Source organism: Kluyvera huaxiensis (genome assembly GCF_040149365.1).
GTDB lineage: Bacteria > Pseudomonadota > Gammaproteobacteria > Enterobacterales > Enterobacteriaceae > Kluyvera > Kluyvera intermedia_A.
The window spans coordinates 83,074-99,234 of the sequence record NZ_JBEFLV010000007.1 but is presented as its reverse complement, the minus strand read 5'-3'; the positions used below and the strand labels follow the sequence as shown (position 1 = coordinate 99,234).

Below are 16,161 nucleotides of genomic sequence, written 5' to 3'. Positions count from 1 at the left end.
ATTCTGAAACATCATTTCTGTAATATTGTTAAAAAGTGCCGGGTTTACTGATTTCAATCAAAACCTGTATGGACAGAAGGTGAATACTTTGTTACTTTAGCGTCAAGAACATGAAATTGGTAAGACCAATTGACTTCGGGCAAATGGCTTAAGACAGGAAATCATGGCCTACAGCAAAATTCGCCAACCAAAACTCTCCGATGTGATTGAGCAGCAGTTGGAGTTTTTAATTCTTGAGGGGACTTTACGCCCCGGGGAAAAACTCCCACCGGAACGCGAGCTGGCAAAACAGTTCGACGTCTCCCGTCCCTCCTTACGCGAGGCGATTCAACGTCTCGAAGCGAAGGGGTTACTGCTGCGTCGTCAGGGTGGTGGCACTTTTGTTCAGAGCAGCCTGTGGCAGAGTTTTAGCGACCCACTGGTAGAACTGCTCTCCGACCATCCTGAATCCCAGTTTGACCTGCTTGAAACGCGCCATGCGCTGGAAGGTATTGCGGCCTATTACGCTGCATTACGTAGCACGGATGAAGACAAAACGCGTATCCGTGAACTCCACCATGCCATTGAGCTTGCTCAACAGTCCGGCGACCTTGACGGTGAATCTGATGCGGTACTCCAGTATCAAATTGCTGTCACTGAAGCGGCACATAATGTCGTGCTGCTCCATTTGCTGAGATGTATGGAGCCGATGCTGGCGCAAAATGTTCGGCAAAACTTTGAATTGTTGTACGCGCGTCGCGAGATGCTGCCGCTAGTTAGCGGTCATCGTACCCGTATTTTTGAAGCGATTATCGCCGGAAAACCGGAAGAGGCACGCGAAGCGTCCCACCGTCACCTGGCGTTTATCGAAGATATTCTCCTGGACAGAAGCCGTGAGGAAAGCCGTCGTGAACGCTCCTTACGCCGCCTGGAGCAACGAAAGAATTAGTGATTTTTCTGGTAGAAATTTAACCAGAAGATGTTGTAAATCAAGCGCTATTTAACGCGCGGCAACTAAACGCAGAACCTGTCTTATTGTGCTCTTGAGCAAGAACACAATGGGACAGGTTCCAGATAACTCAACGTATTAGATAGATAAGGAATACCCCCATGTCAGAACGTTTACAAAATGACGTGGATCCGATCGAAACTCGCGACTGGCTACAGGCGATCGAATCGGTCATCCGTGAAGAAGGTGTTGAGCGTGCTCAGTATCTGGTCGACCAACTGCTTTCTGAAGCCCGCAAAGGCGGCGTTCAGGTAGCTGCTGGTGCAGGGGCGAGCGGTTACGTCAACACTATTGCCGTTGAAGATGAACCGGAATACCCGGGCAATCTGGAGCTGGAACGTCGTATTCGTTCTGCTATCCGCTGGAATGCCATCATGACCGTGCTGCGTGCGTCTAAAAAAGACCTCGAGCTGGGCGGCCACATGGCTTCCTTCCAGTCTTCCGCTACTTTCTATGAAGTGTGCTTTAACCACTTCTTCCGCGCCCGCAACGAGCAGGATGGCGGCGACCTGGTGTACTTCCAGGGCCACATCTCCCCGGGCGTGTACGCACGTGCCTTCCTGGAAGGCCGCCTGACCGAAGACCAGATGAACAACTTCCGTCAGGAAGTTCACGGTAAAGGTCTGTCTTCTTACCCGCACCCGAAACTGATGCCAACCTTCTGGCAGTTCCCGACCGTATCTATGGGCCTGGGTCCAATCGGTGCGATTTATCAGGCTAAGTTCCTGAAATACCTGGAACACCGCGGTCTGAAAGACACCTCTAAACAAACCGTTTATGCCTTCCTGGGCGACGGCGAGATGGATGAGCCAGAATCTAAAGGTGCGATCACCATCGCGACCCGTGAAAAACTGGACAACCTGGTCTTCGTTATCAACTGTAACCTGCAGCGTCTGGATGGCCCAGTCACCGGTAACGGCAAGATCATTAACGAACTGGAAGGCATCTTCGCAGGTGCTGGCTGGAACGTTATCAAGGTTATCTGGGGCGGTCGTTGGGATGAGCTGCTGCGTAAAGACACCAGCGGTAAACTGATCCAGCTGATGAACGAAACCGTTGACGGCGACTACCAGACCTTCAAATCCAAAGATGGCGCTTACGTTCGTGAGCACTTCTTCGGTAAATATCCAGAAACCGCAGCGCTGGTTGCTGACTGGAGCGACGAGCAGATCTGGGCACTGAACCGTGGTGGTCACGATCCTAAGAAAGTCTTCGCTGCACTGAAAAAAGCGCAGGAAACTACCGGTAAAGCGACCGTAATCCTTGCTCATACCATCAAAGGTTATGGCATGGGTGATACCGCTGAAGGTAAAAACATCGCTCACCAGGTTAAGAAAATGAACATGGACGGCGTACGCTACGTCCGCGATCGTTTCAACGTGCCGGTTGCCGATGCTGATATCGAAAAACTGCCGTACGTAACCTTCCCTGAAGGTTCTGAAGAGCACACCTATCTGCACGCACAGCGTCAGAAACTGCACGGTTATCTGCCAAGCCGTCAGCCTAACTTCGATGAGAAGCTGGAGCTGCCAACGCTGGAAGATTTCGGCCCGCTGCTGGAAGAGCAGAACAAAGAAATTTCTACCACCATCGCGTTTGTTCGTGCCCTGAACGTGATGCTGAAGAACAAGTCCATCAAAGACCGTCTGGTGCCAATCATCGCCGATGAAGCGCGTACCTTTGGTATGGAAGGCCTGTTCCGTCAGATCGGTATTTACAGCCCGAACGGCCAGCAGTACACCCCGCAGGACCGTGAGCAGGTTGCTTACTACAAAGAAGACGAAAAAGGTCAGATCCTGCAGGAAGGTATCAACGAACTGGGTGCCGGCGCATCCTGGCTGGCTGCTGCGACTTCTTACAGCACCAACAACTTGCCGATGATCCCGTTCTACATCTACTACTCCATGTTCGGGTTCCAGCGTATCGGCGACCTGTGCTGGCAGGCTGGCGACCAACAGGCTCGCGGCTTCCTGGTAGGTGGTACTTCCGGTCGTACTACACTTAACGGTGAAGGTCTGCAGCACGAAGATGGTCACAGCCACATTCAGTCTCTGACTATCCCGAACTGTATCTCTTACGATCCGTCTTACGCGTACGAAGTTGCGGTCATCATGCATGATGGTCTGGAGCGTATGTACGGTGAAGCGCAAGAGAACGTTTACTACTACATCACTACGCTGAACGAAAACTACCACATGCCGGCGATGCCAGCAGGTGCCGAGGAAGGTATCCGTAAAGGTATCTACAAACTCGAAACCGTTGCAGGTAGCAAAGGTAAAGTTCAGCTGCTGGGCTCCGGTTCTATCCTGCGTCACGTCCGTGAAGCAGCGCAGATCCTGGCGAACGACTACGGCGTAGGTTCTGACGTTTACTCCGTCACCTCCTTCACTGAACTGGCACGTGATGGTCAGGACTGTGAGCGCTGGAACATGCTGCACCCGATGGAAACTCCGCGCGTTCCGTACATCGCTCAGGTGATGAACGACGCTCCGGCAGTGGCATCCACCGACTATATGAAACTGTTTGCTGAGCAGGTTCGTACTTATGTACCGGCTGATGATTACCGCGTACTGGGTACCGACGGCTTTGGCCGCTCTGACAGCCGTGAAAACCTGCGTCACCACTTCGAAGTTGATGCATCTTACGTGGTTGTAGCGGCACTGGGCGAACTGGCTAAACGTGGCGAAATCGATAAGAAAGTGGTTGCGGAAGCCATCACTAAATTCAATATCGATGCAGAAAAAGTTAACCCGCGTCTGGCGTAAGAGGTAAAGAAACAATGGCTATCGAAATCAATGTACCGGACATCGGGGCTGATGAAGTTGAAATCACCGAGATCCTGGTCAAAGTAGGCGACAAAGTTGAAGCTGAACAGTCGCTGATCACCGTAGAAGGCGACAAAGCTTCTATGGAAGTTCCGTCTCCTCAGGCTGGCGTTGTTAAAGAGATCAAAGTCTCTGTCGGCGACAAAACTGAGACCGGCAAACTGATCATGATTTTCGATTCCGCCGACGGTGCAGCAGCAGCTGCACCTGCCAAGGCAGAAGAGAAGAAAGAAGCGGCTCCGGCAGCAGCACCTGCTGCGGCAGCGGCAAAAGACGTACACGTACCTGACATCGGCGGCGACGAAGTTGAAGTTACCGAAATCATGGTCAAAGTGGGCGACACCGTTGCAGCAGAACAGTCTCTGATCACCGTTGAAGGCGACAAAGCTTCAATGGAAGTTCCTGCGCCATTCGCGGGTACCGTTAAAGAGATCAAAATCAACACCGGTGACAAAGTGTCGACGGGTTCCCTGATTATGGTCTTCGAAGTGGCAGGCGCAGCGCCTGCTGCGGCACCGGCTCAGGCTGCGGCTCCAGCAGCAGCGGCGGCTCCGGCGGCTTCCGGTTCTAAAGAAGTGAACGTACCGGACATCGGTGGTGATGAAGTTGAAGTGACCGAAGTGATGGTGAAAGTCGGTGATAAAATTGCCGCTGAACAATCACTGATCACCGTTGAAGGCGACAAAGCCTCCATGGAAGTTCCGGCGCCGTTTGCTGGCACCGTGAAAGAAATCAAAATCAGCACCGGCGACAAAGTGTCTACCGGCTCCCTGATTATGATCTTCGAAGTGGAAGGCGCAGCACCTGCAGCCGCTCCGGCACAAGCAGCAGCACCGGCTCCGGCCGCAGCACCTGCACCAGCCGCTGCACCTGCTCCAGCAGCCGCATCCGGTAAGTCTGATTTCGCTGAAAACGATGCTTACGTTCACGCGACTCCGCTGATTCGTCGCCTGGCGCGCGAGTTCGGTGTCAACCTGGCGAAAGTGAAGGGTACTGGGCGTAAAGGTCGTATCCTGCGTGAAGACGTGCAGTCTTACGTGAAAGACGCTATCAAGCGTGCTGAATCTGCTCCGGCAGCCGCCGCTGGCGGTGGTATCCCGGGCATGCTGCCTTGGCCGAAAGTTGACTTCAGCAAGTTTGGTGAAATCGAAGAAGTGGAACTGGGTCGTATCCAGAAAATCTCTGGTGCTAACCTGAGCCGTAACTGGGTGATGATCCCGCACGTTACTCACTTCGACAAAACCGATATCACCGATCTGGAAGCGTTCCGTAAGCAGCAGAACGCCGAAGCTGAGAAACGTAAACTGGACGTGAAATTCACCCCAGTGGTCTTCATCATGAAAGCGGTTGCCGCGGCTCTCGAGCAGATGCCACGCTTCAACAGCTCTCTGTCCGAAGATGGTCAGAAGCTGACGCTGAAGAAATACATCAACATCGGTGTTGCGGTTGATACGCCAAATGGTCTGGTTGTTCCAGTCTTCAAAGACGTGAACAAGAAGAGCATTACCGAGCTGTCCCGTGAACTGACGGTGATCTCTAAGAAAGCGCGTGACGGTAAGCTGACCGCTGGCGAAATGCAGGGCGGTTGTTTCACCATCTCCAGCATCGGCGGCCTGGGTACAACCCACTTCGCGCCGATTGTTAACGCGCCGGAAGTGGCGATCCTCGGTGTCTCCAAGTCTGCTATGGAGCCAGTGTGGAACGGTAAAGAGTTTATGCCGCGTCTGATGATGCCAATTTCTCTTTCCTTCGACCACCGTGTGATTGACGGTGCGGATGGTGCACGCTTTATCACCATCATTAACAACACGCTGTCCGACATTCGCCGCCTGGTGATGTAATGAAAAAGCCGGCCTGACGGCCGGCTTTTTTCTGATAACCTTGGACCTGTTTTGGGGTTATCAGCAACAAAGGACAAAATCGTTTGCCGTTTGTTGTTTAAAAATTGTTAACAATTTTGTAAAATACACGCGGATAGAACGTCCCGGTGGACATGGGCGTAAAAACATAAGCGTCAGACCCGCCGGATATAAATGATAGAGGTCATGATGAGCACTGAAATTAAAACTCAGGTCGTGGTACTTGGGGCGGGCCCGGCAGGTTACTCTGCTGCCTTCCGTTGCGCGGATTTAGGTCTGGAGACCGTAATCGTAGAACGTTACAGCACCCTGGGCGGTGTTTGTCTGAACGTTGGCTGTATCCCTTCTAAAGCGCTGCTGCACGTAGCAAAAGTTATCGAAGAAGCCAAAGCGCTGGCTGAGCACGGTATCGTCTTCGGCGAGCCGAAAACCGATATCGACAAAATTCGTACCTGGAAAGAGAAAGTTATCACTCAACTGACCGGCGGTCTGGCTGGTATGGCTAAAGGCCGTAAAGTGAAAGTGGTAAACGGTCTGGGTAAATTCACCGGAGCAAACACTCTGGAAGTGGAAGGCGAAAACGGCAAAACCGTGATCAACTTCGACAATGCCATCATCGCGGCGGGTTCCCGTCCGATTGAACTGCCATTTATTCCGCACGAAGATCCACGCGTATGGGATTCCACCGACGCTCTGGAACTGAAAGAAGTACCTAAGCGCCTGCTGGTTATGGGCGGTGGTATCATCGGTCTGGAAATGGGTACCGTATACCACGCGCTGGGTTCAGAGATTGACGTGGTTGAAATGTTCGACCAGGTTATCCCGGCTGCCGATAAAGACATCGTTAAAGTCTTCACCAAGCGCATCAGCAAGAAGTTCAACCTGATGCTGGAAACCAAAGTGACCGCCGTTGAAGCAAAAGAAGACGGTATCTACGTTTCCATGGAAGGCAAAAAAGCCCCTGCTGAAGCACAGCGTTACGACGCAGTTCTGGTAGCAATCGGTCGTGTGCCGAACGGTAAAAACCTCGACGCTGGCAAAGCTGGCGTGGAAGTTGACGACCGTGGCTTCATCCACGTCGACAAACAGCTGCGTACCAACGTACCGCACATCTTTGCTATCGGCGATATCGTCGGTCAGCCAATGCTGGCGCACAAAGGTGTTCACGAAGGTCACGTTGCCGCTGAAGTTATCGCCGGTAAGAAACACTACTTCGATCCGAAAGTAATCCCATCGATTGCTTACACTGAGCCAGAGGTTGCCTGGGTTGGTCTGACCGAGAAAGAAGCGAAAGAGAAAGGCATCAGCTACGAAACCGCCACCTTCCCGTGGGCTGCTTCTGGCCGTGCTATCGCTTCCGATTGCGCAGACGGTGTGACCAAACTGATCTTCGACAAAGAATCTCACCGTGTTATCGGTGGTGCGATTGTCGGCACCAACGGCGGCGAGCTGCTGGGTGAAATTGGTCTGGCTATCGAAATGGGCTGTGATGCTGAAGACATCGCGCTGACCATCCACGCTCACCCGACTCTGCACGAGTCAGTTGGCCTGGCGGCTGAAGTGTTCGAAGGTAGCATCACCGACCTGCCGAACCCGAAAGCGAAGAAGAAGTAATTCTTCTGATGTGAAAAAAGCGGCTTAACGGCCGCTTTTTTTATGCCTGTAAAACGTCAGAGGCAGTGGAGCGGTAAGCCATTGACTTAAAATATTTCACCCAAAATATTCGTAAACAACTGGTCATTATCTCGACAATAGTTTCGCTGCAAACTAATAGCGTGATAACTATATTGAGGTGAAATATGAAAACTTTTCTAACTACGACCCTACTCGCTACCGCTCTTATTTCAGGTTTCGCTGCGGCCAGCGATCCGCTTATTCCATGGGCCGATAATAGCGGCGGCACGCAATCCACGCACATTGCGCCGATGGGGCAGAACCTTAATGCGCACCACCAGGCCGTCACCAAAACGCAGGAAGGGGTGTGGGCGGCAAACTCTGGCAGTATTAAAGCCGATGAGCAAGCGCTGACCAGCGCTCAGCCTGCCGCCGCGCAGTAGGGTTGAGAGCCCGATAGTAAGACCTGGCTTACGCCAGGTCTTTTTTTACTGCGTCATTGCGTCCCAGGGTTTATCCCGGGTAAAGGCCTTCACCTCTGCGGCTTTTAATGCGGACTGCTTGCCCAGATTGGCCTGATATACCGTATCGTTCTGATCGACGATAAAACTCATGATGCCAGTTTCAGCAAACTTGACCGGCCAGGCGATCAGGGCGAAACCCTGCCGATCCTGATCGGCGATAATGCGGAAACGGTAACCGTGATAGCCTGCGTCAGGCAAGGTTGGGCTATAGGCCGGCCCTAATGGGCTGGGTTCCTCGCCGGGGCCCGTTGGCCAGTAAAGACCGTCTTTTTGTCCCTCGCTGCTCAGCAGTTTGGCTGCGTAATGCTGGAAGCGCTGATAGTAATCATTCTGAGCATCCACATAAGCGTGCATGGCCTGAATTGCCGATAGCTCATTACGGCCTATTTCTCGGGTCTGAATCTCATCCTGACCCCCGGCCATATCGAAACGCCAGCCTTTGGCCGTTTTCACTATCGGGATTGGCAGCTGCCAGCCGTCGCTACCGACATTGAGATGGGCGGTGTCACCTTGCTCATCGATCTGATGACCTACCTCCCAGTCGCGCAGGAAGCGGGCAACGGCTTCGGGCTCATCTTCGCGCTGTGGGAGATACTGGCGCCAGTTATCGCCCAGCACCTGATTTATCGCGTTATCGTCCTGAGTGGTTAGCGCCTTTGCAAAGGCGCTGGCGGCTTTTTCCGGCGTAGCATAATTTTGCTGGGCGAAAGCTGGCAGGGCGAACAGCGTCAGCAGACCGGTAATGATGAGTTTTTTCATTGCTTCTCCTTAGCGATGGCGCAGTTCGCGATGTTGAGAGAGATGTTCGCGTGCAGCCGATTTTTGTGCATCACTGATGCCCGATGCACTGCGGCTTTGCTGCCCCCGCTGATTCTGCGACTGCCAGGATGGCGAACGGCTATCGTTGCCGCTTAGCGCATTGGCTCGGAGGTTTTGCACCTGCTGCTGGCGATGCTGATACTGCTCCTCTGTGAGCGAGGAGTGCTGCTGCTGGACCTGCTCGCGTCGCTGCTGCTGCTGTGTCGTTGGATTTTGCAGATGGGACTTTGCATTCTCGCGGCGCTGTTGTTGTTGCGCCGTCGGATTTTGCATTTTTTGTTTCGCCGTCTGAGTCCCATCGTAGCCGCGATAGTTACTACGCTGGGTGATTTGGTGCAGCTGATTAGACGCTGCCTGACGTTGAGCATCACGCGTTCCTGCCGCTGCGCCACTTCCTGGGGTTAGATTTTTGGCCGCACCGTTGTGGGTGCTGCGCTGGAATTGATTGAGTGCCGCCTGACGCTGGTTGTCCAGAGCCGCAGGTGCTTTCTGCGTAGCACTTAAGCCGCCAGGCACATTGGTCTGGTGGAAGCGCTGCGCCACATTGTCATTGGGATACGGCAAGTTGTTGCGATACGCCGGGTTATGCTGCCAGTGAGTGTTATTACCGTTGAGGTGCTGCCCGGTGATGTGGTTGTAGTTATTGACGTCAATATTGATGTTGTTATTGCCGCCGCCGTGCCAGCCCCCATCGTGGTAATCATCATCGTGATGGTGATGATCGTCATCGTCATCCCAATCGATGCTGCTGAACAGCGCATAGGTGGTGGCTATACCAAGGCTGAAGCCTAGGCCGTTAACAAAGCTGTTGGTGAACTGCTGGCCCGGAGTCGGCGGCAAATAAACCGGAGGGTAGGCGGTGGAAGGCCAGGCGCCGTATGCCGTATTTGGATTGTAAGTCGGTACATACACAACATTCGGGTCGGTGGACTCAATCTTAATCACCTGCGGCGGCGGTGCAGAAGCCGTTGGGGCTGTCGTGCCCGAAGATGTCGGGGCGGCAGCTTTCGCAGCGGTGGTAACCTTCTGCTGCGGCGTGGATTTCAACGTCCCCGTCTGTTGGGCCACCGCACGAAGTTTTTGTACCGAATTCATCACATCCTGCGACTGTGCCAGGAAGGCATTCCCGAGATCCTGGACCCACTGTGGATTTTCGCCCATCAGTGACAGTAGCGCCGGAAATGCAACCAGCGATTTTACGCTCGGGTCCCAAGGTTGATTGGCGACGGCCTGTACCGCAGCATCGCCTTTTTGAGTGGGATTGTCCTGCGACCACTGTACGGCCTGTAGCACATTGCTCGGGTAGGTGGAGGCCATCAGCACCTGCGACAGTAAGTTGTCGGGATACAGGGCAATGGGAGCCGTTAGCTGATCAATTTGCGCAGACGTGTAAGTTGACGCTGCGGGTTGGGCGCTGGCTGCGGGCTCAACCACTGGAGCAGGTGCCGGGGCGACGGGTTGAACCGCTGCCGCCGGTGGCGTATCGGCGGCACGGCTTTTGACATAGAGAGTACCGGAGGCCGCGAGCAATCCTGCACTGCAGATCAGCGCAAGGATATGGGGCTTAAATGGTAACGTCATTTGTTTCTCCTGGCGCAAATAGTTTGGCCTGTTGCAGAGAGTATTGTCGAAAATGTCAGCACTGGCGGAAGTATAGGGAGGCTTATTTTTCGTTTTTGACTTAAGTTGGGATCGCGGGCCGAAGTGTGTAACCGGATAAGATTATTGTGTCTAAAAAAACAGTTAAGAATGGGTTTATTTTGGCCTTAACGATTCAGCAAGTATTTAATGTTGCTTTTTTGTAAACGGATTAACACCCTCTGGAAATCCTGCTATGCTGGCCCACGCGGTACCGGGCTTTTACCCTACAAACTGCTGTCTCACAGGAGCGTGAAGAGATCGCCGACCGCATATGACAATGAGAGCGAGGAGATACCGTCGTGCTAAAAGAATACCGTGAGCACGTAGCTGAGCGTGCCGCCGAAGGGATTGTTGCCAAACCCTTAGATGCAACCCAAATGGCCGGCTTGGTTGAGCTGCTAAAGAATCCGCCTGTTGGCGAAGAAGAATTCCTGTTAGACCTGTTAATTAATCGTGTACCGCCAGGCGTTGATGAAGCCGCCTATGTTAAAGCGGGCTTCCTCGCAGCCGTTGCGAAAGGCGAAGCGACCTCTCCGCTGGTTACCCCTGAAAAAGCCGTTGAATTGTTAGGCACCATGCAGGGTGGCTACAACATCCATCCGCTGATCGACGCTCTGGACGATGCCAAACTGGCTCCTATCGCGGCGACCGCGCTGTCCCAGACTCTGCTGATGTTTGATAACTTCTACGATGTAGAAGAGAAAGCCAAAGCGGGCAATCCCTACGCGAAACAGGTTATCCAGTCCTGGGCTGACGCCGAATGGTTCCTGAACCGTCCTCAGCTGGCTGACAAAATCACCGTTACCGTCTTCAAAGTCACCGGCGAAACCAACACCGATGACCTGTCTCCGGCACCGGATGCGTGGTCTCGTCCAGATATTCCACTGCACGCGCTGGCGATGCTGAAAAACGCCCGCGAAGGTATTGATCCTGATCAGCCGGGTGCCGTTGGCCCGATCAAACAGATCGAAGCGCTGCAGCAAAAAGGTTTCCCGCTGGCCTACGTTGGCGACGTTGTGGGTACCGGTTCTTCACGTAAATCCGCGACTAACTCCGTGTTGTGGTTTATGGGCGATGACATTCCGCACGTGCCTAACAAGCGCGGCGGTGGCCTGTGCCTCGGCGGTAAAATTGCGCCAATCTTCTTCAACACCATGGAAGATGCGGGCGCGCTGCCAATCGAAGTTGATGTGAACAAGCTGGACATGGGCGACGTGATTGACGTTTACCCATTCAAAGGCGAAGTGCGTAATCACGAAACCAATGAGCTGCTGGCAAACTTCGAACTGAAAACCGACGTGCTGATCGACGAAGTTCGCGCCGGTGGCCGTATTCCGCTGATCATCGGTCGCGGCCTGACCACCAAAGCGCGTGAATCGCTGGGTCTGCCGCACAGCGACGTATTCCGTCAGGCGAAAGACGTGGCGGAAAGCAACCGCGGCTTCTCTCTGGCACAGAAAATGGTTGGCCGTGCCTGCGGCGTTACCGGTATTCGCCCTGGCGCATACTGTGAGCCGAAAATGACCTCCGTGGGTTCTCAGGACACCACCGGTCCAATGACCCGTGATGAATTGAAAGACCTGGCGTGCCTGGGCTTCTCTGCGGATCTGGTGATGCAGTCCTTCTGTCATACCGCGGCGTATCCGAAGCCGGTTGACGTGACTACCCACCACACGCTGCCTGACTTCATTATGAACCGTGGCGGTGTGTCGCTGCGTCCGGGCGATGGTGTTATCCACTCCTGGCTGAACCGCATGCTGCTGCCAGATACCGTAGGTACCGGCGGTGACTCCCACACCCGTTTCCCAATCGGTATCTCCTTCCCGGCGGGCTCGGGTCTGGTAGCGTTTGCTGCTGCGACCGGCGTGATGCCGCTGGATATGCCGGAATCTGTTCTGGTGCGCTTCAAAGGTAAAATGCAGCCGGGTATCACCCTGCGCGATCTGGTTCACGCCATTCCGCTGTACGCGATTCGTCAGGGCCTGCTGACCGTTGAGAAGAAAGGTAAGAAAAACATCTTCTCTGGCCGCATCCTGGAAATCGAAGGCCTGCCAGATCTGAAAGTGGAGCAGGCGTTCGAACTGACCGATGCTTCCGCTGAGCGTTCTGCTGCTGGCTGTACCATCAAGCTGAACCAGGCACCAATTATTGAGTACCTGACTTCCAACATCGTGCTGCTGAAGTGGATGATTGCAGAAGGCTACGGCGACCGTCGTACTCTGGAACGTCGTGTACAGGGCATGGAAAAATGGCTGGCGGATCCGCAACTGCTGGAAGCCGATGCTGACGCAGAGTATGCGGCGGTGATCGACATCGATCTGGCAGATATCAAAGAGCCAATTCTGTGTGCACCGAACGATCCTGACGATGCCCGTTTGCTGTCTGACGTGCAGGGTGAGAAGATCGACGAAGTGTTCATCGGTTCTTGTATGACCAACATCGGCCACTTCCGCGCGGCGGGTAAACTGCTGGATGCGCATAAAGGCCAGTTGCCAACACGTCTGTGGGTGGCTCCGCCAACCCGTATGGATGCGGCGCAGCTGACGGAAGAAGGCTACTACAGCGTGTTTGGTAAGAGCGGTGCGCGTATTGAAATTCCTGGCTGTTCCCTGTGTATGGGTAACCAGGCGCGCGTAGCTGACGGTGCAACGGTGGTTTCGACCTCTACCCGTAACTTCCCGAACCGCTTAGGTACCGGCGCTAACGTCTTCCTGGCTTCGGCTGAGCTGGCGGCAGTGGCGGCACTTATCGGTAAACTGCCGACGCCGGATGAGTATCAGACTTACGTTGCGCAGGTCGATAAGACGGCGGTTGATACCTACCGTTATCTGAACTTTGACCAGTTGGCTCAGTACACTGAGAAAGCCGATGGTGTGATTTTCCAGACCGCGGTTTAAGGTGATTTTTCGGGGAAAGCGTGTAAACGCTGCCTCCGGGAAATGACAAAGGGGAAAGCATCGGCTTTCCCCTTTTTACTTCTGCGATGCCCAGTAAAGGCCTATGACGGCTTTTACTCTTTCCTGCTCACTTTTAACCGCACGGCAATCCATCCTCTCACCGCTGTTAAATTGCTGCAAAGCGGCTCAGTCTGTTGCCGTAGATGGCGGAATAATGCGCGAAAGTTGATGGTAATACCGTCATGCCGGTAGCTAACGTGCTTTTATTTGCATGACCTCTACCTGGCACGCTTTTTTTATTGCCTGCTGCTGCGATAATTACCTATAGGTACAATGCAGCGGTGACGCATTGCCTTTGTAGAGGAACAGATCATGGAATACGAATTTCTGCGCGACGTTACCGGAGGGGTAAGAGTACGTATGTCGATGGGCCACGAAGTGGTCGGTCACTGGTTTAATGAAGAGGTTAAAGACAACCTCTCGCTACTGGATGAAGTAGAGCAGGCCGCACGTACTGTAAAAGGCAGCGAACGTTCATGGCAGCGCGCCGGGCATGAGTACACCCTGTGGTTGGATGGTGAAGAAGTGATGATTCGCGCCAATCAACTGGAGTTCTCTGGCGATGAAATGGAAGAAGGGATGAACTACTACGACGAAGAGAGCCTGTCGCTCTGCGGCGTCGAAGACTTTTTGCAGGTTGTTGCCGCGTATCGGCAATTTTTACAGCAGAAATGAGCTAGCGTTATTCAGCCCAAAAGCGAACGCCTCCTTTGCCGGGAGGCGTTTGCGTTATGGCTGTTTAGCCAGAGGATTGGCGGCTACGGCGTCGATAATGCTGACCGAATAGACCATGGTTGCTCCTGGCGGGATTTTCGGGGGGCGGCCTTCAGCGCCGTATGCGCGCTCGGCAGGGATTACAATGGTCACCGTCCCGTGATTCTCCAAACGTTTGATTGCCGCAAGGAAAATAGGGGGGTAGGTTTTTAGCTTTTGCGACAGAACTTTATCTTCTGCGGCCATATCATTGATGACGGTTCCATCGGTAAGCATTTCCTTGATGGTGACGGTAACAATATCATCGTCATGAATTTTGCCTTCTCCCAGAGCATCAACGCGGCTATAGGCCCCTTGACTCAGCACGACACCTTTTTGTTTCGCGAATTCTTCCTGATAGTGTTTACCGTCATTTGCAGCCTGTTGCTCAATTTTCTGCAAATTCCTGGCTACCTTTTCAGAGGCGGTAAATAGGGCTTTATCCCGCGTTTTTTCATCTAAAGCGATCGTTCCTGAGAAGGCATCAGCGATCCCCTGTAGAGCGGTGTTAAGATCGATTTTAACGCCCTGAGCATCTCGGGTTGACAGCATTTTCAATGCCTTATCTCCCATAGATACGCCAATGGCATATGCTTGTTGCTGAGATTCGCTGGACAGATCGACCGCCGAAGTTTTTCTCTCAGTAGGAGGGCTGCTTAGTTGCTCATTGAGTTCCTGAATGTGAGCTGTTTGCGCCAGCAGGCGTTGTTTATCTTTCTCAGCTTGCTGGGTCAGCGCCTTGTTTTCCTCAGATGCCTGTTTCTGCTCGATGGTCAGTACATCAAGTTTTGTTGTCAACGCCAGTAGCTCGACCTTGGTATCGGTTAGTTTTGCCGTGACCATCTGTGTATCGGCAGCTGCGACACCGAGCTTTTTCGTTAACGCCTCTTTTTCCGCCGTGGTGGCGTTAAGCTCTAGCAGAAGGTTTTCTTTCTCACTTTCAGCATCACTGACTTTTTTGCCGAAAGCCTGCTGTTCTGCCGCGGCTGTCGTCAGCTTTTCGCTGAGAATGCGCTTATCCGATGCAGCCAGGGCTAGCTTGTCTGCCATTTCCTTATTTTTATTTTCAGTGTTTGCCAACTGTATTTTTAGCTCTTGCTCCTGTGCGGCGACCGTAGACAGGAATATTTCGAGCTTATGCTTCTCTGATTCAACCAGGGAAAGCTTTGCTGCCTGCTGTACAACCGTTTTATCTGTTTCTGCAGACTTGGCGGTGTTCTGCGTTTTTGTTTTATCTGCGTTGAGCGCTTGTTGGATTAACTGCTGTTTTTCCGCAGTGGTCGCGTCGAGTTTTTCCTGCAACTGTTTCAGTTTCGCGAGCAGCGCCAGCTGCCGATCGGGTATCGGTGATACTGCGGCGGATTTCTCCGCCAGCAGCTTTTGCAACTGGTGAATTGTTTTATCTTTTTGCGCAATAATTGAAGATTGATCTGCGGTTTTTTTGATGTGTTGAGGTTTTGAGCGATTAACGGTTTCAGTATTTATTGATTTGCTCTCAGTAATTTTTTCTGGAACTTTATTTTCCTGTGTTTGCTGTTGTGCATAATTCAGAAATGCCGGGGCTGAACCGTTGCTGTTTGAATTCGCCGTTATGTTCGCTAACGTCTCTTTTTCGGCATAAGCATTATGCGATAACGATAGCGCTAACATCATTATTAGCGCCAGAGTATTAACATAACGCGTAATCAATCTTTTCATGATTTAATATTGTCGCCACGCTTAACCAGGCTGTCTATCAACTCTTTTTCGATATCAGCGCACAGCTTGATTGACTTAAACTGATACATTGAGTCAATCCCTTGTTTGGTCGGTTCGGCCACCTTATTTCGCACGGCATTGTACTGTGATGCTGCATTGATTAATGCTGTAAAGTCATTACCCAGTTTTGCGGCCTGTTGAGGGTTCACTTCTTTTAGCGACTCTAAGGCCTGACGACAGGTATTAATACGTTCTTGCTCACTGGCGACTCTACGTTGCTCAGTCTGTTGTTGATTTAACTCACTCTCTGATGATGGCTTTGTCAGCCCAGAGGATTGTTGGGATTGAGTCGAATGACAGCCGGATAACAAAATAATAGCCAGCGGTACGATGCGGATAATAGCTGATATATTCAAGGTCTCATTCCATTGATGGTCGGTTTTGATATTGAGCGATGGTAGTGATGGGATGTTAATAATGCAA

General features: G+C 52.6%; 11 protein-coding genes. 7 read left to right on the top strand and 4 right to left on the bottom strand.

The window, feature by feature from the left end; translation table 11 throughout:
- The first annotated feature begins 163 nt into the window (after positions 1–163).
- From pdhR to ABOC97_RS09430, 5 genes are all read left to right on the top strand, one after another.
- Entirely contained in the window at positions 164–928 is a 765-nt protein-coding gene (gene pdhR / locus ABOC97_RS09450; protein WP_349596716.1) for a pyruvate dehydrogenase complex transcriptional repressor PdhR, read from the top strand.
- Between the two features lie 161 nt (positions 929–1,089).
- On the top strand, positions 1,090–3,753 hold the full coding sequence (gene aceE / locus ABOC97_RS09445) for a pyruvate dehydrogenase (acetyl-transferring), homodimeric type (protein WP_234505244.1): 2,664 nt from the start codon (positions 1,090–1,092) through the stop codon (positions 3,751–3,753).
- Positions 3,754–3,767: 14 nt separating this feature from the next.
- Positions 3,768–5,654: a pyruvate dehydrogenase complex dihydrolipoyllysine-residue acetyltransferase gene (gene aceF / locus ABOC97_RS09440; RefSeq protein WP_349596713.1), complete on the top strand. Its 1,887-nt coding sequence runs from the start codon at positions 3,768–3,770 to the stop codon at positions 5,652–5,654.
- Positions 5,655–5,861: 207 nt separating this feature from the next.
- Positions 5,862–7,286 carry a dihydrolipoyl dehydrogenase gene (gene lpdA / locus ABOC97_RS09435; RefSeq protein WP_349596975.1) on the top strand — a complete coding sequence of 475 codons (1,425 nt, stop codon included), beginning with the start codon at positions 5,862–5,864 and terminating at the stop codon, positions 7,284–7,286.
- A gap of 185 nt (positions 7,287–7,471) precedes the next feature.
- Complete coding sequence (locus tag ABOC97_RS09430) at positions 7,472–7,729, top strand: hypothetical protein (RefSeq protein WP_349596710.1); 258 nt, start codon at positions 7,472–7,474, stop codon at positions 7,727–7,729.
- Positions 7,730–7,774: 45 nt separating this feature from the next.
- Here ABOC97_RS09430 and ABOC97_RS09425 read toward each other — a convergent pair whose 3' ends face one another.
- Complete coding sequence (locus ABOC97_RS09425) at positions 7,775–8,569, bottom strand: DUF2950 family protein (protein ID WP_349596707.1); 795 nt, start codon at positions 8,567–8,569, stop codon at positions 7,775–7,777.
- Positions 8,570–8,578: 9 nt separating this feature from the next.
- Entirely contained in the window at positions 8,579–10,210 is a 1,632-nt protein-coding gene (locus ABOC97_RS09420) for a DUF3300 domain-containing protein (RefSeq protein ID WP_349596704.1), read from the bottom strand.
- Positions 10,211–10,569: 359 nt separating this feature from the next.
- Between ABOC97_RS09420 and acnB the strand changes: the two genes are divergently transcribed.
- Entirely contained in the window at positions 10,570–13,167 is a 2,598-nt protein-coding gene (gene acnB / locus ABOC97_RS09415) for a bifunctional aconitate hydratase 2/2-methylisocitrate dehydratase (RefSeq protein ID WP_349596702.1), read from the top strand.
- Positions 13,168–13,539: 372 nt separating this feature from the next.
- Entirely contained in the window at positions 13,540–13,902 is a 363-nt protein-coding gene (gene yacL / locus ABOC97_RS09410; RefSeq protein ID WP_052283005.1) for a protein YacL, read from the top strand.
- Between the two features lie 54 nt (positions 13,903–13,956).
- On the opposite strand, the gene ABOC97_RS09405 is transcribed toward yacL, so the two are convergent.
- Both ABOC97_RS09405 and ABOC97_RS09400 read right to left on the bottom strand, forming a co-directional pair.
- Positions 13,957–15,633, bottom strand: a complete 1,677-nt coding sequence (locus ABOC97_RS09405) for an FKBP-type peptidyl-prolyl cis-trans isomerase (protein WP_349596698.1) — start codon at positions 15,631–15,633, stop codon at positions 13,957–13,959.
- Between the two features lie 41 nt (positions 15,634–15,674).
- Positions 15,675–16,094, bottom strand: coding sequence for a permease (locus ABOC97_RS09400; protein WP_349596695.1), 420 nt, complete (start codon positions 16,092–16,094; stop codon positions 15,675–15,677).
- Positions 16,095–16,161 lie beyond the last annotated feature (67 nt).